Annotated in this window: 19 protein-coding genes; 6 read left to right on the forward strand and 13 right to left on the reverse strand. The window is 56.8% G+C overall.

What is annotated here, in order from left to right:
- Positions 1–35: 35 nt before the first annotated feature.
- The 3 genes from glpX to EC836_RS23015 all read right to left on the reverse strand — a co-directional run bounded on the left by glpX (position 36) and on the right by EC836_RS23015 (position 3548).
- On the reverse strand, positions 36–1046 hold the full coding sequence (glpX, locus tag EC836_RS23005; protein ID WP_123337542.1) for a class II fructose-bisphosphatase: 1011 nt from the start codon (positions 1044–1046) through the stop codon (positions 36–38).
- A 93-nt stretch (positions 1047–1139) separates the two neighbouring features.
- The gene (glpK, locus tag EC836_RS23010; RefSeq protein ID WP_123337544.1) at positions 1140–2651 is read right to left on the reverse strand and encodes a glycerol kinase GlpK; all 1512 of its coding nucleotides are present in this window, start codon (positions 2649–2651) and stop codon (positions 1140–1142) included.
- Positions 2652–2705: 54 nt separating this feature from the next.
- Positions 2706–3548: an MIP/aquaporin family protein gene (locus EC836_RS23015; RefSeq protein ID WP_123337546.1), complete on the reverse strand. Its 843-nt coding sequence runs from the start codon at positions 3546–3548 to the stop codon at positions 2706–2708.
- A gap of 445 nt (positions 3549–3993) precedes the next feature.
- On the opposite strand from EC836_RS23015, the gene zapB reads away from it, so the two are divergent.
- Positions 3994–4233 (forward strand): cell division protein ZapB, encoded by a 240-nt coding sequence (gene zapB / locus EC836_RS23020; RefSeq protein WP_123337548.1) that lies wholly within the window; start codon positions 3994–3996, stop codon positions 4231–4233.
- A 67-nt stretch (positions 4234–4300) separates the two neighbouring features.
- Here the strand turns inward: zapB and rraA are convergent, their stop codons facing one another.
- From rraA to priA, 7 genes are all read right to left on the reverse strand, one after another.
- Complete coding sequence (gene rraA, locus EC836_RS23025) at positions 4301–4786, reverse strand: ribonuclease E activity regulator RraA (protein WP_123337549.1); 486 nt, start codon at positions 4784–4786, stop codon at positions 4301–4303.
- Between the two features lie 105 nt (positions 4787–4891).
- Positions 4892–5821 (reverse strand): 1,4-dihydroxy-2-naphthoate polyprenyltransferase, encoded by a 930-nt coding sequence (locus EC836_RS23030; RefSeq protein ID WP_123337550.1) that lies wholly within the window; start codon positions 5819–5821, stop codon positions 4892–4894.
- Positions 5822–5993: 172 nt separating this feature from the next.
- The gene (gene hslU / locus EC836_RS23035; protein ID WP_123337552.1) at positions 5994–7325 is read right to left on the reverse strand and encodes an HslU--HslV peptidase ATPase subunit; all 1332 of its coding nucleotides are present in this window, start codon (positions 7323–7325) and stop codon (positions 5994–5996) included.
- Positions 7326–7337: 12 nt separating this feature from the next.
- Positions 7338–7868: an ATP-dependent protease subunit HslV gene (gene hslV, locus EC836_RS23040; protein ID WP_105594491.1), complete on the reverse strand. Its 531-nt coding sequence runs from the start codon at positions 7866–7868 to the stop codon at positions 7338–7340.
- Between the two features lie 90 nt (positions 7869–7958).
- Positions 7959–8966: a cell division protein FtsN gene (gene ftsN / locus EC836_RS23045; protein ID WP_123337554.1), complete on the reverse strand. Its 1008-nt coding sequence runs from the start codon at positions 8964–8966 to the stop codon at positions 7959–7961.
- A gap of 171 nt (positions 8967–9137) precedes the next feature.
- Complete coding sequence (gene cytR, locus EC836_RS23050; protein ID WP_123337556.1) at positions 9138–10175, reverse strand: DNA-binding transcriptional regulator CytR; 1038 nt, start codon at positions 10173–10175, stop codon at positions 9138–9140.
- 248 nt (positions 10176–10423) lie between these two features.
- Positions 10424–12622: a primosomal protein N' gene (priA, locus tag EC836_RS23055; RefSeq protein ID WP_123337558.1), complete on the reverse strand. Its 2199-nt coding sequence runs from the start codon at positions 12620–12622 to the stop codon at positions 10424–10426.
- Between the two features lie 242 nt (positions 12623–12864).
- Between priA and rpmE the strand changes: the two genes are divergently transcribed.
- Positions 12865–13077: a 50S ribosomal protein L31 gene (gene rpmE / locus EC836_RS23060; RefSeq protein ID WP_105594495.1), complete on the forward strand. Its 213-nt coding sequence runs from the start codon at positions 12865–12867 to the stop codon at positions 13075–13077.
- 78 nt (positions 13078–13155) lie between these two features.
- Here rpmE and EC836_RS23065 read toward each other — a convergent pair whose 3' ends face one another.
- Positions 13156–14244, reverse strand: a complete 1089-nt coding sequence (locus EC836_RS23065) for a linear amide C-N hydrolase (protein WP_123337560.1) — start codon at positions 14242–14244, stop codon at positions 13156–13158.
- Positions 14245–14357: 113 nt separating this feature from the next.
- Here EC836_RS23065 and EC836_RS23070 point away from each other — a divergent pair, with 113 nt between their 5' ends.
- On the forward strand, positions 14358–15230 hold the full coding sequence (locus tag EC836_RS23070) for a LysR family transcriptional regulator (RefSeq protein ID WP_123337562.1): 873 nt from the start codon (positions 14358–14360) through the stop codon (positions 15228–15230).
- Here the strand turns inward: EC836_RS23070 and metJ are convergent.
- The gene (metJ, locus tag EC836_RS23075) at positions 15227–15544 is read right to left on the reverse strand and encodes a met regulon transcriptional regulator MetJ (RefSeq protein ID WP_013200201.1); all 318 of its coding nucleotides are present in this window, start codon (positions 15542–15544) and stop codon (positions 15227–15229) included. The two genes, EC836_RS23070 and metJ, sit on opposite strands and share 4 nt — an antisense overlap.
- A gap of 248 nt (positions 15545–15792) precedes the next feature.
- On the opposite strand from metJ, the gene metB reads away from it, so the two are divergent.
- From metB to metF, 3 genes are all read left to right on the forward strand, one after another.
- Positions 15793–16953: a cystathionine gamma-synthase gene (gene metB / locus EC836_RS23080; RefSeq protein ID WP_123337564.1), complete on the forward strand. Its 1161-nt coding sequence runs from the start codon at positions 15793–15795 to the stop codon at positions 16951–16953.
- Positions 16954–16955: 2 nt separating this feature from the next.
- Positions 16956–19391: a bifunctional aspartate kinase/homoserine dehydrogenase II gene (locus EC836_RS23085; RefSeq protein ID WP_123337566.1), complete on the forward strand. Its 2436-nt coding sequence runs from the start codon at positions 16956–16958 to the stop codon at positions 19389–19391.
- Between the two features lie 320 nt (positions 19392–19711).
- Complete coding sequence (metF, locus tag EC836_RS23090) at positions 19712–20617, forward strand: methylenetetrahydrofolate reductase (protein ID WP_123337568.1); 906 nt, start codon at positions 19712–19714, stop codon at positions 20615–20617.
- A 97-nt stretch (positions 20618–20714) separates the two neighbouring features.
- Here the strand turns inward: metF and ppc are convergent, their stop codons facing one another.
- Positions 20715–23366, reverse strand: a complete 2652-nt coding sequence (gene ppc / locus EC836_RS23095) for a phosphoenolpyruvate carboxylase (protein WP_123337570.1) — start codon at positions 23364–23366, stop codon at positions 20715–20717.
- Between the last annotated feature and the right edge of the window lie 238 nt (positions 23367–23604).

Genomic DNA, 23604 nt, shown 5'->3' on the forward strand with positions numbered 1-23604 from the left:
CGGGGCCAGCCGTAAAATGCTGGCCCCCGAGAGAATTACAGAATGAACGGGTGAAGATTGTCGTCTTTACGGTCCAGGTAGTGAATGGACTGGATGCGGCGAATGGTGCGCGATTTACCGCGGATCAGCAGTGTTTCGGTGGTGGCCATATTGCCTTTGCGCGTGATGCCCTTCAGCAGTTCGCCGCTGGTGATGCCGGTGGCGGCGAAGATGACGTTATCGTTGCGCGCCATCTGGTCGAGCAGCAGCACTTTTCCGGCATCAATGCCCATCTCATGGCAGCGTACGAGCTCCTGCTCGCCCAGGCGACGGTTCTCTGCCGTATCGCCTTTCACCTCATGACGAGCCAGTAAGCGGCCCTGCATATCGCCATCCAGCGCGCGGATCACCGCCGCAGAGATCACCCCCTCCGGTGCGCCGCCAATGCCGTACATCACGTCCACTTCGCTGTCCGGCATGCAGGTGAGGATTGAGGCCGCCACATCGCCGTCCGGGAAGGTGAACACGCGGACGCCGAGCTGTTGCAGGCGGGCAATCACCGCATCATGGCGTGGTTTAGCCAGCAGCGTGACGGTCAGCTCGCTGAGCGGTTTCTCCAGCGCGTCGGCAACACGCTGCAGGTTCTCCTCCAGCGGAAGATTCAGGTCGATAGCGCCTTTCGCGCCGGGGCCAACCACCAGCTTTTCCATATACATATCGGGGGCGTGCAGGAAGGTGCCTTTATCGCCGACCGCCAGCACCGCCAGCGCGTTCGCCTGGCCCAGCGCGGTCATACGCGTGCCTTCGATCGGGTCAACGGCAATATCCACTGCATCGCCATTGCCGCTGCCGACTTTTTCGCCGATATACAGCATCGGCGCTTCATCAATTTCCCCTTCGCCAATCACGATCTGACCGTCAATATCCACCTTATTGAGCATGATGCGCATCGCGTGTACCGCTGCGCCATCGGCTGCGTTTTTATCGCCGCGCCCCAGCCATTTATAGCCAGCCAGCGCCGCTGCTTCGGTGACGCGTGAAAATTCAATTGCCAGTTCTCGTTTCATGACGTGCCTCGGAAAAGTGATGAGGCGGGGAGTTTATCACAGGCGGGGAGGGGAGGCGGTGCCCGCAGTCGGCGACTGCGGGCGGGTAAAACCTTAGTTGTCCTGATCTTCCCACGCCTGAGCGCGGGCAACGGCTTTCTTCCAGCCTGCGTACAGCACGTTACGCTGGGTGGTTTCGATGCCAGGACGGAATTCACGCTCGATAACCGATTTTGCGCGGACTTCTTCCAGATCTGTCCAGAAGCCGACGGCAAGACCGGCAAGGTACGCCGCACCCAGCGCGGTCACTTCACGAACTTCCGGGCGCTCGACGCGGGTGCCCAGGATATCCGACTGGAACTGCATCAGGAAGTTGTTGGCAACGGCACCGCCGTCCACGCGCAGCGACTGCAGGCGGGTATTGGCATCGTTCTGCATCGCTTCCAGCACGTCGCGGGTCTGATAGGCAATCGACTCCAGCGTGGCGCGGATGATGTGGTTGGCGTTGGCACCACGGGTCAGACCGAAGATCGCGCCTCGCGCATACGGGTCCCAGTAAGGTGCGCCCAGGCCGGTAAAGGCCGGAACCATATACACGCCGTTGGAGTCTTTCACCTTGGTGGCGAAATACTCGGAATCCGTCGAGTCGCTGATCAGCTTCATCTCGTCACGCAGCCACTGAATGGATGCGCCACCGATGAATACCGCACCTTCCAGTGCATAGTTCACTTCACCGCGTGGTCCGCAGGCGATGGTGGTCAGCAGGCCGTGAGTCGAAGTGACCGCTTCTTTACCGGTGTTCATCAGCATAAAGCAGCCGGTACCGTAGGTATTTTTTGCCATACCCGGCTGGACGCACAGCTGACCGTACAGGGCCGCCTGCTGATCCCCGGCGATACCGGCGATAGGAATACGCGTACCGCCCTTACCACCGATGTTGGTCTGGCCGTAAATCTCGGAAGAGGATTTCACCTCTGGCAGCATTTCACGTGGGATATCGAGGATTTCCAGCATGCGCTGATCCCATTCCAGCTTGTGAATGTTAAACATCATGGTGCGTGAGGCGTTAGTAAAGTCGGTGATATGAACCCGCCCCTGCGTCATTTTCCACACCAGCCAGGAATCGACGGTACCGAACAGCAGCTCGCCGCGGCGCGCACGATCACGCGAGCCTTCAACGTGGTCGAGGATCCACTTCACTTTAGTACCGGAGAAGTACGGGTTAATCACCAGGCCGGTAGTGTGCTGGATGTACTCTTCCAGACCTTCTTTCTTCAGTTTTGCACAGTAGTCAGCGGTGCGCGGATCCTGCCACACGATCGCGTTGTAAATCGGCTTACCGGTTTCTTTGTCCCAGATGATAGTGGTTTCACGCTGGTTGGTGATACCAATCGCGGCGATCTCATCAGAGCGAATATCCGCATGTGCCAGAACCTCGACCAGCGTTGAGCTTTGTGACGCCCAGATATCCATTGGATCATGCTCAACCCAGCCCGCTTTCGGATAGATTTGCTGGAATTCACGCTGCGATACCGCCACGATATTAGAGTCATGGTCCAGGATTACCGCGCGTGAGCTGGTGGTTCCCTGGTCGAGTGCGACGATATATTTTTTCTCTACGGTCATAATTTTTTCCTGATGAGGTCAAGAGTTATACCCGCCGAAACGGGTATAGCAGGATTACGCTTTACGCTGTGCAGCGCGCTGCACCACTTCGTCCTGTTTTGCCGCTGCCTGGCCAGGCAGATTGCGGCTAATCAGAGAACGGTAACCAAATGCGCCAACGATTGCACCGACCATCGGTCCGAAGATGGGTACAAGGAAGTAAGGAATATCACGACCGCCGGTGAAGGCCATGCTGCCCCAGCCAGCCAGTGAAGCGAACAGCTTAGGACCGAAATCACGCGCCGGGTTCAGAGCAAATCCGGTTAGCGGGCCCATCGCGGCACCAATCACGGCAATCAGCAGACCGATTAACAGCGGGGCCAGCGGACCGCGCGGCAAACCGTTACCGTCGTCGGTCAGCGCCATAATAAGCGCCATCATCACGGCGGTAATCACGGCTTCAACCAGGAACGCCTGCCCCACGCTGATATGCGGGTTTGGATAGGTCGAGAACACTCCGGCCACATCCAGGCTTTCTACGCTGCCGCGCACCAGCTGGTGGGTCTGCTCGTAGTCGAGGAATAAATTGTAATAGAGCCCGTACACCAGTGCAGCCGCGCAGAACGCCCCGGCTATCTGAGCAATGATGTAGGGAACCACCTTGCGCCCTTCAAAGTTGGCGAATAGCCAGAGGGCAATACTGACAGCAGGATTCAGATGCGCACCGGAGATACCCGCGCTGAGGTAGACCGCCATGGCAACGGCGATGCCCCAAACGATGCTGATTTCCCACTGGCCAAAAGCGGCACCCGCGAGCTTTAACGCAGCGACACAGCCTGCACCAAAGAAGAGGATAGTCGCGGTGCCGAGAAACTCGGCGATGCATTGTCCTTTAAGTGTGCTTGTTGCATGACTCATGTTGAAATTCCTGAAGGCGAGTTAAGAGTTTACTTTCATCGTTTTTCTCATTCCCTGAGCCGCCCAAGTCTGTTGTAGGGCTGATGTAAATTTATCGTTAACGAGCATAAACGAGAAATAGCGAAATCAAAAGTTGTGTGCTGTGTCATAAAAATGAGCGAATTCGCGTGTTTTTGGCACGTGTTAATCACTATGTTGCGCGTTTAAGCGGTAACGAAATGCGAAACTATTTAACGTCGGGCCAGGCGCATGGCCTGAATATGTTACGCAAACCAGGTCTACGCTGAAAATTGTTACAGACTGCGCCCCATATGGCTTCGCTGCTGGACTTGCCCTGCGCGTCTACTTACAATCGAAGGATCGTTGTTATCCGCGGAATGTCGGTTCACTCCTTATCCCTGCGGCTAGCATCATCAGCGCCCTGCGATTAGGAGAGGTTATAGATATGTCATTTGAAGTGTTCGAGAAACTGGAAGCAAAAGTGCAGCAGGCGATTGATACCATCACGTTGTTGCAGATGGAGATCGAAGAGCTTAAAGAACAGAATGGAAATCTGAGCCAGCAAGTTCAACATGCTGCTGGTAACAGTGAAGCACTGGTGCGTGAGAACCAGCAGCTAAAGGAAGAGCAGCACGTGTGGCAGGATCGTCTGCGTGCGTTGCTGGGTAAAATGGAAGAGGTGTAAGGCTTCACTTTTTCATTAAAGTGAATCTGCAGAGAGCGGGTGCCAGCGGCACCCGTTTTTGTATCCGTTATTCGAGATCGAGCGGCTCTTCTGACAGGATTATACCGGTGTTGTCAGCATAAAGATGATCGCCAGAGAAGAAGGTCACGCCACCGAAGTTAACGCGCACATCGCTTTCGCCGATCCCATCTCCGGCAGCACCGGCTGGGATGGCCGCAATGGCCTGGATACCGATATCCAGCTCTTCCAGATCGTCGACCTGGCGCACCGAGCCGTAAATCACGATGCCTTCCCACTCATTTTGCACCGCCAGCCTTGCCAGCGCGGCATCAACCAGCGCGCGCCGCACGGAGCCGCCACCGTCGACCAGCAGGATCCGACCCCGGCCGTTTTCCTCCAGCAAATCATAAAGCAGACCGTTGTCCTCGAAACATTTTACCGTAATGATTTGCCCACCAAACGAGGTGCGGCCACCAAAGTTTGAGAAGAGCGGTTCTACGACATTCACGTCTTCGTGATAGATGTCGCACAGTTCTGAGGTATCGTATTTCATAGGATTTCGTCTGTTTGCTACAGGGAGCTTAAGTATATCGCTTAATCGCCACTGTTGGCAAAATCATCAATTGTTAAAAGTTGCGATGACTCAAGCACATCGCGTTTAGCTGAGCAGCAGCCCAACGGCAAATAGCACGTTGATCAGCAGCGCCGTTTTGACCGTTCTCACCAGCAGCGGGCGCATTGCCATCGCGCTGAATTCTTGCAGCACATAGCGCGCCTGCCGCCACAGCAGCGGCACCGCCAGCAGGAACAGCCACCCAAAAGGATGCGGATTATTCAGCAGGGTAAACAGCGCGAAGCAGACTATCGCGCCCGTCAGCAGCAGCACGTGATAATGGCGTGCACGCCGTGGCCCAAGGCGAACTGCCAGGGTGTACTTACCGTTCTGGCGATCGTTTTCGATATCGCGCATGTTGTTGGCGTTAAGCACCGCGGTCGCCATCAGGCCGCAGCCGGTGGCCGGCAGCAGCGGTAGCAGGTTCAGCTGGTGAGTTTGCAAATACCAGCTGCCGATGACGCCGAGCCAGCCGAAGAAGATCATCACTGAAACGTCGCCCAGGCCAAGATAGCCGTAGGGCTTGCGCCCCACCGTGTAGGCGATGGCGGCAACGATGGCCAGTGCGCCAAGCAGCAGAAAGCCCAGCATATCGCTCAGCGTTTTGCAGGATCTGATCAGCAGCATAATGCCGCTCAGCATGGATAACGCTACGGCCAGGGCCATCGCCATACGCATCTGCTGCTGGGTGATGGCGCCCTTCTGCATGCCGCGCAGCGGGCCAATGCGCGCGGGCGTATCGCTGCCTTTCACCGCATCGCCATAGTCGTTAGCCAGATTTGAGAGGATTTGCAGCAGCACGGTGGTCAGCAGCGCCAGCAGTGCCGTGGTGAGATTGAACGAACCCTGCCACCATGCCAGCGCGCTGCCGGTAATAATCGATGCACAGGCCAGCGGCAGCGTGCGCGGGCGCAGGCTCTCAATCCATGCCTGCGAGTGACTGATAGGAGTAGCCAGCTGGCTGTTGTCGGTCATAGGCAGGCCTCTGCTCTGATTGGCGGGTCCGGGAAAGCCGGATCAACGTTTAAGGAGCAGTGTAAGGTGCTTAAGGCCGGGCGAAATTAACCCTGGTCAAGTTGGCTGAGAATTTAGCCAAAAAAAACGGGGGCCATATGAATGGCCCCCGTAATGCGACAGCTTACCGTCGTTACAGAATGAAGCGGCTGAGATCTTCGTCGGCAACCAGCTCATCCAGATGCTTGCTGACGTACTCGGCATCAATGGTGAAGGACTGACCGTTCAGATCGCTGGCGTCATAGGAGATTTCTTCCATCAGACGTTCCAGCACGGTGTGCAGACGACGCGCACCAATATTTTCAGCGGTTTCGTTAACCTGCCAGGCGGCAGCGGCGATTTTGCTGATACCGTCTTCGGTGAAGTTGATATCCACGCCTTCCGTACCCATCAGCGCTTTGTACTGCACGGTGATCGACGCGCTTGGCTCGGTCAGGATCCGCTCGAAGTCGTGCGTGGTTAACGCCTGCAGCTCAACGCGGATCGGCAGACGTCCCTGCAGTTCCGGGATCAGGTCTGACGGGCTGGCGACCTGGAAAGCACCCGACGCGATAAACAGAATGTGATCGGTTTTCACCATGCCGTGCTTGGTCGAAACGGTACAACCTTCCACCAGCGGCAGCAAATCGCGCTGAACGCCTTCACGAGAAACATCCGGGCCGGACGATTCGCCGCGCTTACAGACTTTATCGATCTCGTCGATAAACACGATACCGTGCTGCTCTACGGCTTCAATGGCATCCTGCTTCAGCTCTTCCGGGTTAACCAGCTTGGCGGCTTCTTCTTCCACCAGCAGCTTCATCGCTTCTTTGATTTTCAGCTTACGCGGCTTCTGCTTCTGGCCACCGATATTCTGGAACATCGACTGCAGCTGGCTGGTCATCTCTTCCATGCCCGGAGGGGCCATGATTTCAACACCGGCAGAAACGGCAGCGAGATCGATTTCGATTTCTTTATCGTCAAGCTGACCTTCACGCAGCTTTTTGCGGAACGACTGACGCGCGGCCGACGGTTCGGCAGGCGCTTCCGACTGACCCCAGTTGTTTTTAGCCGGTGGGATCAGCACGTCAAGAATGCGGTCTTCCGCCATTTCTTCAGCGCGGTAACGGTTCTTTTCAATCGCCTGAGAGCGAACCATTTTAATCGCCGAGTCGGTCAGATCGCGGATAATCGAATCCACTTCTTTACCTACGTAGCCCACTTCGGTGAACTTCGTCGCTTCCACTTTGATGAACGGCGCATTCGCCAGTTTTGCCAGGCGACGGGCAATTTCGGTTTTACCGACGCCGGTTGGGCCAATCATCAGAATATTTTTTGGGGTAACTTCATGGCGCAGCTCTTCGTCCAGCTGCATGCGACGCCAGCGGTTACGCAGGGCAATCGCCACGGCACGCTTGGCGCCGTCCTGGCCGATGATGAATCTGTTCAGTTCGCTGACGATTTCGCGCGGGGTCATTTCGGACATAAATTGGGATCCTTACGCTTTAGACGCTAATTCTTCGATGGTGAGGTTGTGGTTGGTATAGATGCAGATATCACCTGCAATACCCAGCGCTTTTTCCACAATATCGCGCGCGCCAATGTCAGTGTTTTCCAGTAATGCACGGGCGGCTGCCTGTGCGTAAGGTCCACCTGAACCGATGGCAATCAAATCGTTTTCTGGCTGGATCACGTCACCGTTGCCGGTAATGATCAGCGAGGCATTCTCATCGGCTACGGCCAACAAGGCTTCCAGCTTGCGCAGCATACGGTCCGTGCGCCAGTCTTTGGCCAGCTCAACGGCGGCTTTGACCAGGTGACCCTGATGCATTTCCAGCTTGCGCTCAAACAGTTCGAAAAGGGTGAAAGCATCTGCGGTACCGCCAGCAAAACCGGCAATGACTTTGTCATTGTAGAGACGACGCACTTTTTTAACGTTGCCTTTCATAACGGTATTACCGAGGGTAGCCTGGCCATCGCCGCCAATTACTACCTGGCCGTTGCGTCGTACACTTACTATTGTTGTCACGGGCGGACCCCTTGTTGCAGTTGGTGAGGTCCCCGCACTTTTTGTACGGGGGCACTGATGCAATCTGATATGGGGCGGCTTTTAGGGGTTTCAACCCCCAACGGCGAGAGGAATGCAATTTGAGTGGCCGGAACCACGCAGATTTTTCAGCGCGCTGTCGGCGCCTGCCCGGTTGCTGTATGGGCCAATAACGACGCGATTCCAGCCGCCGCCGGTCGTAATGCGGCTTTCGAAACCTTCAAATGCCAGCGCTGCGCGAACGGACTCCGCCTGGTCAGTGCCTTTGAAGGAGCCACACTGAACCATCCAGCGCTGCTGCTTCTCTTTTTCGGCTTCTTTCGGCTTCGTTTCCGCTTTCGGCTGTGCCGCCACTTCCTGCTGCCGCGTGGGTTCGCGAGTGACAGGCGTGACCGGTGCTGGCCGCTGCTGAGTCTGGGTTTGCTGCTGCGCTGCCCGCTCGGCCTGCTGCGTCTGCTGTTGCGTTCTGACCTGCTGCTGGTTCTGCTGTACCGGCTGAGTCTGCTGCGTTCTTGGCGGCTGCTGGTACGGTTGCACCGGCTGGGCCTGTTGCGTTCTTACCGGCTGCTGCTGGACCTGCTGCGGCATGCGTGACTGCTGCTGAAGCTGGTTCTGGCGCTGAATAGTCTGCTGACGCTGAGCGGGCGTTTGCTCATTCCACGGCACTTCATTCAGCTGGGTTGGCTGCTGGCGCATATCGGCCTGCATCTGCTCCAGCAACTGCCGCTGTTCATTCGTCAGCTGCGTCTGTGCGTGGGTTTCTCCACCCGAGGACGGCTCAGTAGGTGTTGGCACGCCAATCTGACGATTTTCTAACTCTTTGATGTAGCGCCAGCGTTCTTCAGGCTTAGGCGGCAGGCCGTTGCCGGGAGCCTTGTGGTCGGTGATGACCGGCGTGTCTTCTTTTTTATGATGCGCAATAAACCACAGACCACCGACAAAGGTGACGAGGACAGCAACGGCCAGCACGGTCATGAACTTTGATACGCCTGAACCACCGCTGCGTTTTTTACTGCGACTGTTGGTCTTGCGACGCGTCCCTGTCGAACGCCCGCGGCCTACATAATCTTTTTGTGCCACTATCGTTCCGTTAATAATCAATGAAAGAAGACCGGGAAAATCGCGATGGGTACCCGGCTACAGCCCGTCATGTTACTTAAGGGTCGGAAGTTTGACCAGCGGCGATCTTACTAAGAATCCGCTGATTTTGCGCCAGGTCGCAGTTAGCGAAAATGACCGTTACACAATACGTTAATCTTCGTCGTGCAGTGAGGGTGCCGTGCTGCCGCGGATCTTTAACTCAAAATCCAGTAGACGAGAGCCAACATTTACCATCCTCCCCTGAAGCTGCTCCAGCAAGAGTAGCATCGCTTCGCGCCCAATGTTAAAACGCGGTTGAGCAACGGTGGTCAGCTGCGGATCGCTGTAGCGAGATAACTCGATGTCATCGAAGCCGATAATGGACAGGTCCTTCGGGATTTTCAGGCCCATATTTTTCGCCTGCGACATGGCACCCAGCGCCATAATGTCGCTGTGGCAGAACAGGGCATCGGGTGGCCTTGGCAACGACATCAGTTTCTTCATCGCCTGCGTACCGGCGTCAAAGGTAAAATCACCGCGTACGATATACTGAGGATCGACGCTGATACCGCTGCGACGCAGTGCCTGAATATAGCCCTGCAGGCGATACTGGCACAGGGGCATATCTTCCGGCCCGGCAATACAGGCGATGCGGCGGTGCCCCAGCTTTTGCAGATGGTTGACGGCTTCGAACGCGGCGGTCAGATTGTCGATATGCACCGTCGGCAGTTCCAGCTCCGGGGCAAATTCGTTGGCCATCACCATCGGGGGCAGGTTGCGCTGTTCTTCCAGCCCGGCCTCGAAAGGCAGCTGCGATCCCAGCAGCACCATGCCGTCGATTTGACGCGTCAGCATCAAATTCAGGAACGATTTTTCCTGCTGATTCTGATGGGCGCAGTCGCCAATCAGCACCAGGTAACCCTGATCTGCGGCAACGACCTCGATCCCACGAATCATTTCGCTAAAGAACGGGTCACAGATATCCGGCACGATAACCAGAATAGTCCGTGATTCGCTGCGCCGGGCGCTTCGCGTCATTGAATGCGGGGAATAACCGACGGCAATGACAGCCTGTTCTACTTTACTGCGTGTCGCGGCGGAGACCTTTTCCGGGTTCATCAGGGCGCGGGAGACCGTTGCCGTTGATACGCCTGCTTTTTCAGCTACGTCCTTCATGGTCGCTGCTGTCGTCTCTTGATTGTGCTCCAACGCTTTTCTCCTCACGCCAGCCGAAGCTGACCTGACCAACGGGTGATAATGTTCTTTTCAGTGGCGGGCCGCGTGTCCCTTTGCTGACCCTTGTGCATTTTTACAGATGCAGCGAACGGCTGTTACTTAATTTGCATAAAAAATGTGACTTGTGCGACTTTTTTCGATCTGCACCGCAACTTTGCCATGCAAACGTTTACGTCTTCCACTTTCGCCTGGACCGGCGTCCAGCGACCCGTGGCGGTGAATTATCCTTCCGCAGGATCGATATCCAGCGACCATTTGACTTTGCGCGACTGGGGCAGGGTGCCGATCAGCGGCAGGCTGGATTTAATCAGTCGTTGCAGCACGGCACGCGACGGATGCTGCAGCAGCAACTGCCAGCGGTATCGGCCGCTTCGCTTGGCCTGCAATGCCGGAACCGGCCCCATCACCCAGAAACTCTCGTCATTCAGCGGGCTGGCTTCCAGCAGGTTGCGCAGCTGCTGAAGAAACAGGGAAGCCTGCTGATTATCGTGATCCTCCGCGCGGAACAGCGCGTGGCTGGTAAACGGCGGCAGAAACACGCTTTTACGCTCGCTCAGCGCCTGCTTAGCGAAGGCGTCATAGCCCTGCTTGAGCAGAGTTTGTAATAAAGGATGGTCCGGATGATGGGTCTGCAGCATCACTTCGCCCTGTTTTCCTGCGCGGCCTGCCCGCCCCGCCACCTGGGTGTAGAGCTGGGCAAAGCGCTCGGCTGAGCGGAAATCCGCGGAGAACAGCGCGCCGTCAACGTCGAGCAGGGAAACCAGCGTGACGTCGGGAAAATGGTGCCCCTTCGCCAGCATCTGGGTGCCAACCAGGATCCGCGCGCCGCCGCGATGCACTTCCGCCAGCTGCTGCTCCAGCGCGCCCTTTCGGCTGGTGGTATCCCTATCGATGCGCGACAGCGGCACGTCGGGGAAGAGTGCGCTGAGGTTATGCTCCAGCTGTTCCGTACCCAGCCCGACGGGCACCAGATGCGTCGATCCGCACTGGGGGCACTGATGGGGAATGGGGCGCTGGCTGTCGCAGTGGTGGCAGCGCAGCTGGCGCTGGTTCTGATGCAGCGTGTAGTAGCGATCGCAGCGCTGGCACTCGGCAATCCATGCGCACTCGTGGCACAGCAGCGTCGGGGAAAACCCCCGGCGGTTGAGGAACAGCAGGACCTGATTATCGGCCTTTAAGTGTTCGCCGATTTTCTTGATCAGCAGCGGAGACAGCCCGCCCTGTAGCTTCACGCCTTTCAGGTCGACCAGTAGCTGAGTGGCGCGCGTGGCGTTACCCGCGCGTTTGCTGAGGTTGAGCAGATGGTATTTGCCCAACTGCACGTTGTGCAGCGTTTCCAGCGCCGGGGTTGCGGAGCCCATCACCACCGGAATATCCTCCTGCCGGGCACGCAGCACCGACAGATCGCGCGCGTGATAGCGCCAGCCCTCCTGCTGTTTGTATGAGCCGTCGTGCTCTTCATCAATAATGATGGCGCCGAGGCGCGCAAACGGCGTAAACAGCGACGAGCGCGTCCCGATAACAATCGCCGTTTCGCCGCTGCGGGCGCGCAGCCATACAGCGAGGCGCTCGCTGTCGTTCAGCCCGGAATGCAGAACATCGACCGGAGCGTTAAAACGTTCACGAAAGCGGGCGATGGTTTGCGGCGTCAGACCAATTTCCGGTACCAGCACCAGCGCCTGGCGGCCGTTAGCCAGAATATTTTCCAGCACGCTGAGATAGACTTCGGTTTTGCCGGAACCAGTGATCCCGTCCAGTAGCCATGCGGAAAAGCGATCGTCGGCACTGCGAATAGCGCCAACCGCCGTGGCCTGTTCGGTGTTTAGCCTCAGGCGTTCGCCGCTGACGGCAAAGGTTTCGCGCCAGTCCTGCATCGCGCGGGTCACCGCGTGAAGTTCGCACAGTCCTTTTGCCCTGAGCGCCTGCAGTGTCGCTTCGGTGATATCGTGCTGGCTGACCTCGTGGCGGTAAAGCGGCCGCTGACGAAGCGCCGCCAGCGCCTGCTGTTGTTTCGGCGCGCGTTTCAGGCTTTCCGACGGCGTCGCCCGGCCCTGTTCGGTGATCGCCCACTGCCAGATCGGCGCCTCTTCCGCCGCTTTTCCCTGCCGCAGCAGGACCGGCATGGCGTGGAACAACACTTCCCCCAGCGGGTAGTGATAATAGTCCGCCGCCCACAGCAGGATGTGCCACAGGGAAGGTGGGAAGAGGGAAGCGCTGTCCAGCACCTCATGCACGCTTTTCAACTGGTCCAGCGGGTAGTCGCTGTGTTCGCCAATGCTGACCACCACGCCAATCGCTTTACGCTTGCCAAACGGCACGCTGACGCGCCCACCGGGAACGGCATGGCTGAGGTGGGCAGGCAACAAATAATCAAAGTTGCGGGCAAGTGGAACGGGCAGTGCAACCTGAACAACGGGCATGGCTTCATCCGGGTGAAAAACAGGGCCATTTAGTGTACACTGTGTCGTTCGCAATGTGCGGATCCGATTGCAGCGGGCGGTTAATTTCTGTATAATTCGCCGCCGTTGATACGGTATTTTGTATCGCGATGCCCACAACCTTCGAGGTTGGGGTCTATCACCTGACTATTAATCTTCGTGTGGTGCCGGCGCAGGAAAATTCCTGGCGCGGGAGAGCGACACGGCCTTAACTGAGGTTTCCCATGAAAAAAGGTATTCACCCAAATTACGTTGAAATTACTGCTAAATGTTCTTGCGGTAACGAAATCAAAACTCGTTCTACTACGGGTCGCGATCTGAACCTGGACGTTTGTGGCGAATGTCACCCGTTCTACACTGGCAAGCAGCGTGATGTTGCTACCGGTGGACGTGTAGACCGCTTCAACAAGCGTTTCAGCATCCCTGGCAGCAAATAAGCAGCCGGTCAGAAACGGTCAACGTTTCGGATGCACGAACAAAAAAACCAGCCTCGGCTGGTTTTTTTGTCTCTGAAATCAGGAGGCCGTAGCGTATTTCAGCACGTCACCCTGCCAGCCTTGTTGCGCATAGTTCTGCAGATGATCGATACGTTTCACCGGCTGACCCGCCGAGAAGTTAATCTCTTTCAGTTTCACCATCACCTCTGACGGTGCGAAGACCGATTTAAAGTGATATTCAGCGTGGCTGAGGTCGGCCAGGGTCGTCCAGTAGGTCGACGTGCCCTTATTCTCCTGCGGGAATTTCGAATATTTCAAATACGCATCGGTGACCGCTTTCACCATAGGATCGCTGGCATCCGGGTAGTTGATCGGGAATGCCGCATTGTTAACCACCGACAGAATAAAGCCCTGAGCCTGCGCTTTATTATCCGGCTGCGGGATGTTTTTCACGCCGATGCTGGTGCGAACAAAACGGTCTTCCGCGCTCTGCGTGCCGGGAATATGATTGTCGTCGACGCCCTGATATTTCTTCAGATTTTCCAGCTGTTGCGCGTATGACGGCGGATTGGTCATCACGCGATAGTTACGGCTGTGGTAAATATTGACCTTACCGTTGTCGATTTCAATAATCGCCGAGTCGCCCGTCACATCCTCCAGCGCAATATGTTTCGTGTCCGACGCGTAGTCGATTGGCAGTTTTTTGGCGACCAGACGCACATCCTCTAATCCCTTCACCGCTTCATCAACCGTGGCGTAATTGTCCAGCAGATAGCTGAGCCAGGCACGGCTGTCGAGCTCGGGCTTGTCCTGGTTGTCTGCCTGGGCCTGCTTACCGTTGGTGTAATACTGCGTGTGTCCCGCCAGCCCTTTTTCGTTCATGCCATCCATTGGAAAAACACCATCGGCGTAAATGACTACACTGCCGTAGCGCGTTTCCCACTGTTTCGCGCCCGGTCCGTCGCTGCCGGAATGCTTGACGCCCTGTGGGGTGATCACCAGCGAAGGATCGACCGGGCCGAAGAAATCAAGATTACGGGCGCTTACCATATAACCTGGATGAGTATTCAAAAACGCGCGGGTGCAGGCGCTGGCGCTGCCGATAGCCGCCACGGTTAACGTTGCACCCATTGCCACGGCCACCAGGCTGGATAATGTGTTCTTCATTGTCTTCTCCTTTTGCTCACTGGCTGCCAGCATAGACAGCGCGTACAAAAGGAAAGAGTCAGCAACTGAGGGATTTTCCCCCTCGGTATTTTTTAAGCAGGGAGCTTACGGCTATGACTTTTTCACTGGCGCAAATCGAAGCGTTTGCCTGCGTGGTGGAGTGCGGCAGCATTACGCATGCCGCTAAGCGGATGAACAAAGACCGCACCACCGTCAGCGAACTGCTGGACTATCTGGAACTGGATCTGGGCTATACGCTGTTCGATCGCCACTGTCGGCCGTTTGCGCTGACCGAGCGCGGCAGCCTGCTTTATCGTCGGGCCCGGCTGTTTTTACACGAGGCTAAGGCGTTCAGTTATCTGGCTATGCAGCAGCAGAAACAACCGCCGCATACGCTGACCCTCAGCTACGACATTTTCACGCCGCGTGCGCTGCTGGCCACGCTGGCGGAGGAATGTCATCGGCAGGGGATACAGCTGAATCTCTGCTATCAGGATCGCCAGGACGCCGAGCAGGCGCTGCAAAATGGCGAAAGCGACATTGGCATCTATCAGGCGGTGAATAAATCCGTCAGCGAGCGCTTTAAATGGCGCGCGGTGGGCAGCATCGAAATGGGGGTTTATGCCAGCCCTGGGCTGTTCGCGCATCGGCCCGTGAGCCAACTGTCGCTGGCGGCCTGCAATCAACTGATCCCGAATAAAAGTCTGGATGACTCCCTGGCGCGTCGCCTGCAGATTGCCGATCGCGTGCAGTTTGTAAATGACGCTGTGCTGCTGGAATCTCTGCTGAAGAAGGGCGCAGGCTGGGCTTTTCTACCCGTCCACGTACTGGAGGGAAGGCAAAGTCAGATTGAGCGGGTGGCAACCGAAATGGGAAAAGGCGGGATAGTGCATACGATGGTCGCCATCTGGCAGCCGGGGCAGGCCGGGCACCCGATTATCCATCAGGTGCTCGACCGAATAACCGAGCTGTTTGCGGCGAATTAATACTCCCAGGTGTCGGGATCGACGCCCATTTCGCGCATAATTGCTTTTGCTTCTTCAGGGATCTCGTCGCTACGTTCCTTGCGCAGATCCACATCATCAGGCAGAGGCTGACCGGTGAAGGCATGCAGGAATGCCTCACACAGCAGCTCACTGTTGGTGGCATGACGCAGGTTATTGACCTGGCGACGGGTGCGCTCATCGGTCAAAATTTTAAGAACTTTCAACGGAATAGAAACCGTGATTTTCTTAACCTGTTCGCTCTTCTTGCCGTGTTCAGCGTAAGGGCTGATATATTCGCCGTTCCATTCAGCCATGGGTTACCTTAGTCATTATCATCAAAATTAGGAGTTATGCCGAAATTCGGCCAATTATGCCCGAAGTTGGTGTGTATCACACTGCGATAACACAACTTTCTGTAAGGGATATCGGCATGATTTTAGCGGTTATTGGCCCATTGCTCAATCTATACGCAAAGACATTTAGATGTCCAGATGTATTGACGTCTATAGCTGCCCTGTTTACTCTATAGCCCTTCTTTCTCTTCAGCAGGAATTTATGCACCATGACGCGTAAACAGGCAACCATCGCAGTACGCAGCGGATTGAATGATGACGAGCAATATGGCTGCGTTGTCCCACCGATTCACCTTTCCAGCACCTATAACTTTCTCGATTTCAACGAGCCGCGCGCACACGACTATTCGCGCCGTGGAAATCCGACCCGTGATGTGGTGCAGCGTGCGCTGGCAGAGCTGGAAGGCGGTGTGGGTGCCGTACTGACCAATACCGGTATGGCGGCGATTCACCTGGTCTGTACCGTATTCCTGAAGCCGGGCGATCTGCTGGTGGCGCCGCATGACTGCTACGGCGGCAGCTATCGTCTGTTTGACAGCCTGAGCAAGCGCGGTGCCTATCGCGTGAAATTTGTCGATCAGGGCGATGAAGCTGCGCTGCAGGCCGCACTGGCTGAGAAACCGAAGCTGGTACTGGTTGAAAGTCCGAGCAACCCGCTGCTGCGCGTGGTGGACATTGCCTCGATCTGTCAGGCGGCGAAAGAAGCCGGTGCGATCAGCGTGGTGGATAACACCTTCCTCAGCCCGGCATTGCAGAATCCGCTGGCGCTGGGCGCGGACCTGGTGATCCATTCCTGTACTAAATACCTCAACGGCCACTCTGACGTGGTTGCCGGTGCGGTGATTTCCAAAGATCCGCAGCATGCCACGGAACTGGCGTGGTGGGCGAATAACATTGGCGTGACCGGCGCGGCGTTCGACAGCTACCTGCTGCTGCGCGGCCTGCGTACGCTGAGCCCACGCATCGCCGCAGCACAGCGTAATGCACTGGCGATTGTTGAGTATCTGAAACAACAACCGTTGGTGAAAAAGTTGTATCATCCTTCTCTGCCGGAAAACGCAGGACATCAGTTTGCCGTGAAGCAGCAGAAAGGCTTTGGTGCGATGTTAAGTTTTGAGTTTGATGGCGATGAAGCAACGCTGCGTCGTTTCCTCAAGGCGCTGGAGCTGTTTACCCTGGCGGAGTCGCTGGGCGGCGTGGAAAGCCTGATATCGCATACTGCAACGATGACGCATGCCGGAATGTCGGCAGAAGCCCGTGCCGCGGCAGGTATTTCCGAAACGCTGCTGCGTATTTCGGTGGGAATTGAGGATCACGAAGATTTAATCGCCGATCTGGATAATGCATTCCAGATTGCGGCCAAGAGGTAAGCATGAGTCATTCAGCAGTGGCAGAGGTGGGCAGTTCACGGCAGTTGCACAAATTTGGTGGCAGTAGCCTCGCGGATGCCAAATGCTATCAGCGCGTTGCCGGTATTATGGCGGAGTACAGCCAGCCGGGCGACCTGATGGTTGTTTCTGCGGCGGGAAGCACCACTAACCAGTTGATCAGCTGGCTGAAACTGAGTCAGAACGATCGACTGTCTGCGCACCAGGTACAGCAGGCTCTGCGTCGTTATCAGAGCGAGCTGATTAGTAGCCTGTTACCGCCGGAAACCGCCGACCCGCTCATTGCTGAATTTATTCACGATCTGGAAAAACTGGCCGCGCTGCTCGACGGCGTCATCAACGATGTCGTTTATGCGGAAGTGGTCGGGCACGGTGAAATCTGGTCAGCACGGCTGATGTCGGCCGTTCTGAAGCAGCGGGACATTGATGCCAGCTGGTTGGATGCGCGCGATTTCCTGCGTGCCGAACGCGCCGCGCAGCCGCAGGTGGATGAAGGCAAATCCCTGCTGCTGCTTCAGCAGCTTATCGCCCAACGACCTTCTCAGCGCCTGGTGGTCACCGGCTTTATCTGCGCCAACGATGCCGGTGAAACGGTACTGCTGGGGCGTAACGGCAGTGACTATTCCGCAACCCAGATTGGTTCGCTGGCCGGCGTGTCGCGGGTCACGATCTGGAGCGATGTGGCCGGCGTCTACAGCGCCGACCCGCGCAAAGTGAAGGATGCCTGCCTGCTGCCGCTGCTGCGTCTGGATGAGGCCAGCGAGCTGGCACGTCTCGCCGCGCCGGTATTGCACACGCGTACCCTGCAGCCGGTATCCAACAGCGATATCGATCTGCAGCTGCGCTGTAGCTATCAGCCTGAACAGGGCTCAACCCGTATTGAACGCGTTCTGGCCTCCGGGACCGGGGCGCGCATTGTGACCAGCCATGATGATGTTTGTCTGATTGAGTTCCATGTTCCTGCGCACCATGACTTCGCCAAGGTGCATAAGGAAATCGACCATCTGCTCAAACGTGCCCAGGTTCGCCCGCTGGCAACGGGAGTTCACCCCGATCGCAATCTGCTTCAACTGTGTTACACCTCAGAAGTCGTCAACAGTGCGTTAACGCTGCTGGAGGATGCGGCTTTGCCGGGGCGCTTACAGCTGCGCGAAGGGATGGCGCTGGTGGCGATGGTTGGGGCGGGCGTGTGTCGTAATCCGCTACACAGCCATCGATTCTGGCAGCAGATGAAAGACCAGCCGGTCGAGTTTATCTGGCAGTCGGAAGAGGGCATTAGCCTGGTGGCGGTGCTGCGTGTTGGCCCAACCGAGCATCTGATCCGCGGCCTGCATCAGACGCTGTTCCGTGCGGAGAAGCGCATCGGTCTGGTGCTGTTTGGCAAAGGCAATATCGGTTCACGCTGGCTGGAACTGTTCGCTCGCGAGCAGGAAACACTTTCCGCGCGTACCGGTTTTGAATTTATTCTGGCGGGCGTGGTGGACAGCCGCCGCAGCCTGCTGAGCTACGACGGGCTGGAAGCCAGTCGGGCGCTGGCTTTCTTTGAAGAGGAAGCGGTAGAGCAGGATCAGGAATCGCTGTTCCTGTGGATGCGGGCGCACCCGTTTGACGATCTGGTGGTGCTGGACGTGACCGCCAGTGAATCGCTGGCCGCGCAGTATCTGGATTTTGCCAGCTACGGTTTCCATGTTATCGGTGCGAACAAGGTGGCAGGCGCATCAAGCAGCGACGCCTATCGTCAAATCCGTGATGCCTTCGCGAAAACCGGGCGTCAGTGGCTGTATAACGCCACCGTGGGAGCCGGGCTACCGGTGAATCATACGGTGCGTGACCTGCGTGAAAGCGGCGACAGTATCCTGGCGATCAGCGGGATCTTCTCCGGCACGCTTTCCTGGCTGTTCCTGCAGTTTGACGGCACGGTGCCGTTTACCGAGCTGGTGGACCAGGCGTGGCAGCAGGGACTGACCGAGCCGGATCCGCGCGTCGATCTGTCCGGGCAGGATGTGATGCGCAAGCTGGTGATCCTGGCGCGTGAAGCCGGTTACGACATCGAACCGGATCAGGTTCGCGTGGAATCGCTGGTTCCGCCGGGCTGCCAGGCAGGCTCCGTTGACCATTTCTTCGAAAACGGCGATGACCTCAACGAACAGATGCTGCAGCGCTATGAAGCGGCGCAGGAGATGGGGCTGGTGCTGCGCTACGTGGCGCGCTTTGATGCCAACGGCAAGGCCCGCGTGGGCGTGGAGGCCGTCCGTGCCGATCACCCGCTCGCCGCGCTGTTGCCGTGTGATAACGTCTTCGCCATTGAAAGCCGCTGGTATCGTGATAACCCGCTGGTGATCCGCGGTCCCGGTGCCGGTCGCGACGTGACCGCCGGGGCGATTCAGTCGGATCTGAACCGGCTGGCGCAGCTGCTGTAGCGTTAGCAGCGGGCTGATGGCTGATGGCTGAATGTCATCAGAACGTTCTGTTGAATGAAAGAACTCAAGCAGGCATGGATGCCTGCAAAGCTGGATAAAGAAGGGTGACTCCCCTGTTATCCCGCCGAACTGAGCCGCTAAATATCACTTCCGTTCGCATCATGAATTTCCCTCATCTTCATTGATAATTTGTCACGGCAGGTCATCATTTAACTGTTGACTGAATGTACAATTTCCGTCATTTTGAATGTCTGGACGTCTAAATGGATAGACGTTTAACGGCGGCAGCAGAATCAACAGCGATCGATGAGGTAACGGGTATGAGTTTTTTCCATGCAAATCAGCGCGAAGCACTGAACCAGAGTCTGGCCGAGATCAACGGGCAGATTAATGTCTCCTTTGAGTTCTTCCCGCCGCGCACCGCTGAAATGGAAAATACCCTCTGGAGCTCTATCGATCGCCTGAGCAGCCTGAAGCCGAAGTTTGTCTCCGTCACCTATGGGGCCAACTCCGGCGAGCGAGACCGCACCCACAGCATCATTAAAGGCATTAAGGATCGTACCGGTCTGGAAGCCGCACCGCATCTGACCTGCGTCGATGCCACCCACGAAGAGCTGCGTACTATCGCGCAGGACTACTGGAATAACGGAATCCGGCATATCGTTGCCCTGCGTGGCGATCTGCCTCCGGGCAGCGGCAAGCCTGAAATGTACGGCGCTGACCTGGTGGCGCTGCTGAAAGAGGTGGGGGATTTTGATATTTCCGTTGCGGCCTATCCGGAAGTGCATCCTGAAGCAAAAAGTGCCCAGGCCGACCTGATTAACCTGAAGCGTAAAATCGATGCCGGTGCGAATCGGGCGATTACCCAGTTCTTCTTTGATGTGGAAAGTTACCTGCGCTTCCGCGACCGCTGCGTGTCCACCGGGATTGATGTTGAGATCGTGCCGGGGATCCTGCCGGTATCAAACTTCAAGCAGCTGCAGCGTTTTGCCACCATGACCAACGTGCGCGTGCCGGGCTGGATGACCAGCATGTTCGAAGGGCTGGATGATGATGCCGAAACCCGCAAAATGGTTGGGGCGAATATTGCGATGGATATGGTGAAGATCCTGAGCCGTGAAGGGGTGAAAGACTTCCACTTCTACACGCTGAACCGCGCGGAGATGAGCTATGCGATTTGCCATACGCTCGGCGTTCGTCCCGGTGTGAATGCCAGCGTGGGTTGATAAGACCGCCGGAAAATACCCAAAAAAAACAGGACGCTAAGCGTCCTGTTTTCGATCGGCGATGTACATATCGGGCGGGATCCCCCGCCCATGCAACCTAGCCGGTGTTACGCATACCTGCCGCCACGCCGGCGATAGTGACCATCAGCGCCTGTTCAACGTGCGCATCCACTTCACCACCGTTGGCTTCCTGCTGGCGCGAACGGTGCAGCAGTTCAGCCTGCAGCACGTTCAGCGGGTCAGTGTAGACGTTACGCAGCGCGATAGATTCGGCAATCCAAGGCTGGTCGGCCATCAGATGCGAGTCGTTAGCGATGGTCAGTACCGCTTTAATATCGGAATCCAGCTGGTCACGCAGCTGTTTGCCCAGCGGCCACAGGGATTCATCCACCAGACGCTGATCGTAGTATTCCGCCAGCCACAGGTCCGCTTTCGAGAACACCATCTCCAGCATCCCCAGGCGGGTTGAGAAGAACGGCCAGTCGCGGCACATGGTTTCCAGCTGCTCCTGATGGCCTTCTTCCATTGCTTTTTGCAGACCGGCACCGGCACCCAGCCAGGCTGGCAGCATCAGGCGGTTCTGTGTCCAGGCAAAGATCCACGGGATGGCGCGCAGCGACTCTACGCCACCGGTCGGGCGGCGCTTGGCCGGACGTGAACCCAGCGGCAGTTTACCCAGCTCCAGCTCAGGCGTCGCCGAGCGGAAGTAAGGCACGAAGTCAGCGTGCTCGCGCACGTAGCCGCGATACATTTTACAGGACACATCAGAGAGCTGGTCCATGATGCTGCGCCATTCGGCTTTTGGCTCCGGAGGTGGCTGCAGGTTCGCTTCCAGAATTGCACCGGTGTACAGCGACAGGCTGCTGATGGTGACTTCCGGCAGGCCAAACTTAAAGCGAATCATCTCGCCCTGTTCGGTGACGCGCAGGCCGCCTTTCAGGCTGCCCGGAGGCTGAGACAGCAGGGCAGCGTGCGCAGGCGCGCCGCCACGGCCGATACTGCCGCCGCGTCCGTGGAACAGCGTCAGGGTAATCCCGGCTTTCTCACAGGTTTTAATCAGGGCGTCCTGGGCCTGGTACTGTGCCCAGCTGGCGGCCATCACACCCGCATCTTTCGCGGAGTCTGAATAGCCAATCATCACCATCTGTTTGCCCTGAATAATGCCGCGATACCAGTCGATATTCAGCAGCTGGGTCATCACGTCGTTAGCGTTATTCAGGTCGTCCAGGGTTTCAAACAGTGGAGCAACCGGCATGGTGTAAGGAATACCGGCTTCTTTCAGCAGCAGGTGGACGGCCAGCACGTCGGACGGTGTTTTCGCCATCGAAATAACGTAAGCGGCGATCGAACCTTTTGGCACATCGGCGGCCACGCGGCAGGTATCCAGCACTTCTTTGGTGTCGGCGCTTGGCTCCCAGTTACGCGGCAGCAGCGGACGTTTAGAATTTAGTTCGCGGATCAGGAAGGCCTGTTTGTCGGATTCTGACCAGCTTTCGTAGTCGCCAAGGCCCAGATAGCGGGTGATTTCAGCGATAGCTTCAGTATGACGGGTGCTTTCCTGACGCAGGTCGATACGGACCAGCGGAACGCCAAAGCATTTCACGCGGCGCATGGTGTCCAGCAGCTGGCCGTTGGCGATAATGCCCATACCGCAGGCCTGCAGTGACTGGTAGCAGGTGTGCAGCGGTTCCCACAGCTGATCGTTGGAGATCAGCAGATCTGCCGGACGCGGTAAACGCTCGCCCTTCAGACGGCGTGCCAGGTAGGCCTGGGTGCTGGTCAGCTGGCTGCGAAGATTTTTCATAATCTCACGGTACGGCTCCAGCGCTTCCGGGTTGCCGCACAGCTCGCGCACTTCCGGCGTACATTCGGACATCGACAGCTCGGAGATCAGCACGGCGATATCGCGCAGGAACAGGTCGGTGGCTTTCCAGCGGCTCAGCTGCAGCACGTGGCGGGTAATATCGGCGGTCACGTTCGGGTTACCGTCGCGGTCACCGCCCATCCAGGAGGTGAACTGCACCGGCACGAAATCAACCGGCAGCGTATAGCCGAAGGACTCTTCGACCTGCTCGTTTAACTCACGCAGGAAGTTCGGTACGCCTTCCCACAGGCTGTTCTCGACTACCGCAAAGCCCCATTTGGCTTCATCAATCGGTGACGGGCGGTATTTACGAATTTCATCGGTGTGCCAGGCCTGGGCAACCAGCTGGCGCAGACGGCGCATGATTTGCGCGCGGTCATAGTCAGAAAGATCGTTGTGATCCAGCTGCTTAAGGCAGTTGTTAACCTCAACCAGTTTGTGGATCAGCGTACGACGGGTGATTTCCGTTGGGTGAGCGGTCAGAACTAATTCCAGCGACAGGGATTCAATCGCCTCGCGAATGTTAGCTTCGGTCAGGTCCGGCTGCTGTTTCAGGCGTTCAAAGGTTTTCGCCAGCATTTCCGGATGGTTTGCCCCTTCACCTTTCGGCGAAATGGTGTGGTACTGCTCGGCAACGTTGGTCAGATTCAGGAACTGACTGAACGCGCGCGCCACAGGCAGCAGCTCATCGTTGGACAGATTTTGCAGCGTGGATAACAGCTCCTGACGGTGGGCATCATTTCCCGCACGTGATGACTTAGAGAGCTTACGGATAGTTTCCACCCGATCGAGAATGTTCTCTCCCAGTGCATCCTTGATGGTATCCCCGAGCAGCTTGCCGAGCATACTGACATTACTTCGCATTGCGGAATATTGTTCGTTCATATGACCCCTGACACCCTCTTTCTTGTACTTGTAACTTTATTTCACCCTTGTGGGTATAACGCAGCCTTTTATCTAGCCACGTTAATAACCATTCGTCAATTGACTTAAATTTGCCGGATCGTGCCGCTAAATAGCGAGAATTTATGAAATTTAATTACACCGGAGCGAGATAAGTTATTCTTATCGTCCCGAATAATCGAAATCAGAGGCAAACAGCTGTTTTTGCAGTTGATTGCCC

This window comes from Erwinia sp. JUb26 (genome assembly GCF_003751505.1).
Classification (GTDB): Bacteria; Pseudomonadota; Gammaproteobacteria; order Enterobacterales; family Enterobacteriaceae; genus Erwinia.

Coding starts and splice junctions, on each gene's coding strand:
- EC836_RS23070 (WP_123337562.1), top strand. CDS start 14,358: ATGACTTTTTCACTGGCGCAAATCGAAGCGTTTGCCTGCGTGGTGGAG.
- EC836_RS23030 (WP_123337550.1), bottom strand. CDS start 5,821: ATGACCGACAACAGCCAGCTGGCTACTCCTATCAGTCACTCGCAGGCA.
- priA (WP_123337558.1), bottom strand. CDS start 12,622: ATGCCCGTTGTTCAGGTTGCACTGCCCGTTCCACTTGCCCGCAACTTT.
- metB (WP_123337564.1), top strand. CDS start 15,793: ATGACGCGTAAACAGGCAACCATCGCAGTACGCAGCGGATTGAATGAT.
- ppc (WP_123337570.1), bottom strand. CDS start 23,366: ATGAACGAACAATATTCCGCAATGCGAAGTAATGTCAGTATGCTCGGC.
- metJ (WP_013200201.1), bottom strand. CDS start 15,544: ATGGCTGAATGGAACGGCGAATATATCAGCCCTTACGCTGAACACGGC.
- zapB (WP_123337548.1), top strand. CDS start 3,994: ATGTCATTTGAAGTGTTCGAGAAACTGGAAGCAAAAGTGCAGCAGGCG.
- rpmE (WP_105594495.1), top strand. CDS start 12,865: ATGAAAAAAGGTATTCACCCAAATTACGTTGAAATTACTGCTAAATGT.
- rraA (WP_123337549.1), bottom strand. CDS start 4,786: ATGAAATACGATACCTCAGAACTGTGCGACATCTATCACGAAGACGTG.
- hslU (WP_123337552.1), bottom strand. CDS start 7,325: ATGTCCGAAATGACCCCGCGCGAAATCGTCAGCGAACTGAACAGATTC.
- glpK (WP_123337544.1), bottom strand. CDS start 2,651: ATGACCGTAGAGAAAAAATATATCGTCGCACTCGACCAGGGAACCACC.
- EC836_RS23015 (WP_123337546.1), bottom strand. CDS start 3,548: ATGAGTCATGCAACAAGCACACTTAAAGGACAATGCATCGCCGAGTTT.
- metF (WP_123337568.1), top strand. CDS start 19,712: ATGAGTTTTTTCCATGCAAATCAGCGCGAAGCACTGAACCAGAGTCTG.
- EC836_RS23065 (WP_123337560.1), bottom strand. CDS start 14,244: ATGAAGAACACATTATCCAGCCTGGTGGCCGTGGCAATGGGTGCAACG.
- EC836_RS23085 (WP_123337566.1), top strand. CDS start 16,956: ATGAGTCATTCAGCAGTGGCAGAGGTGGGCAGTTCACGGCAGTTGCAC.
- glpX (WP_123337542.1), bottom strand. CDS start 1,046: ATGAAACGAGAACTGGCAATTGAATTTTCACGCGTCACCGAAGCAGCG.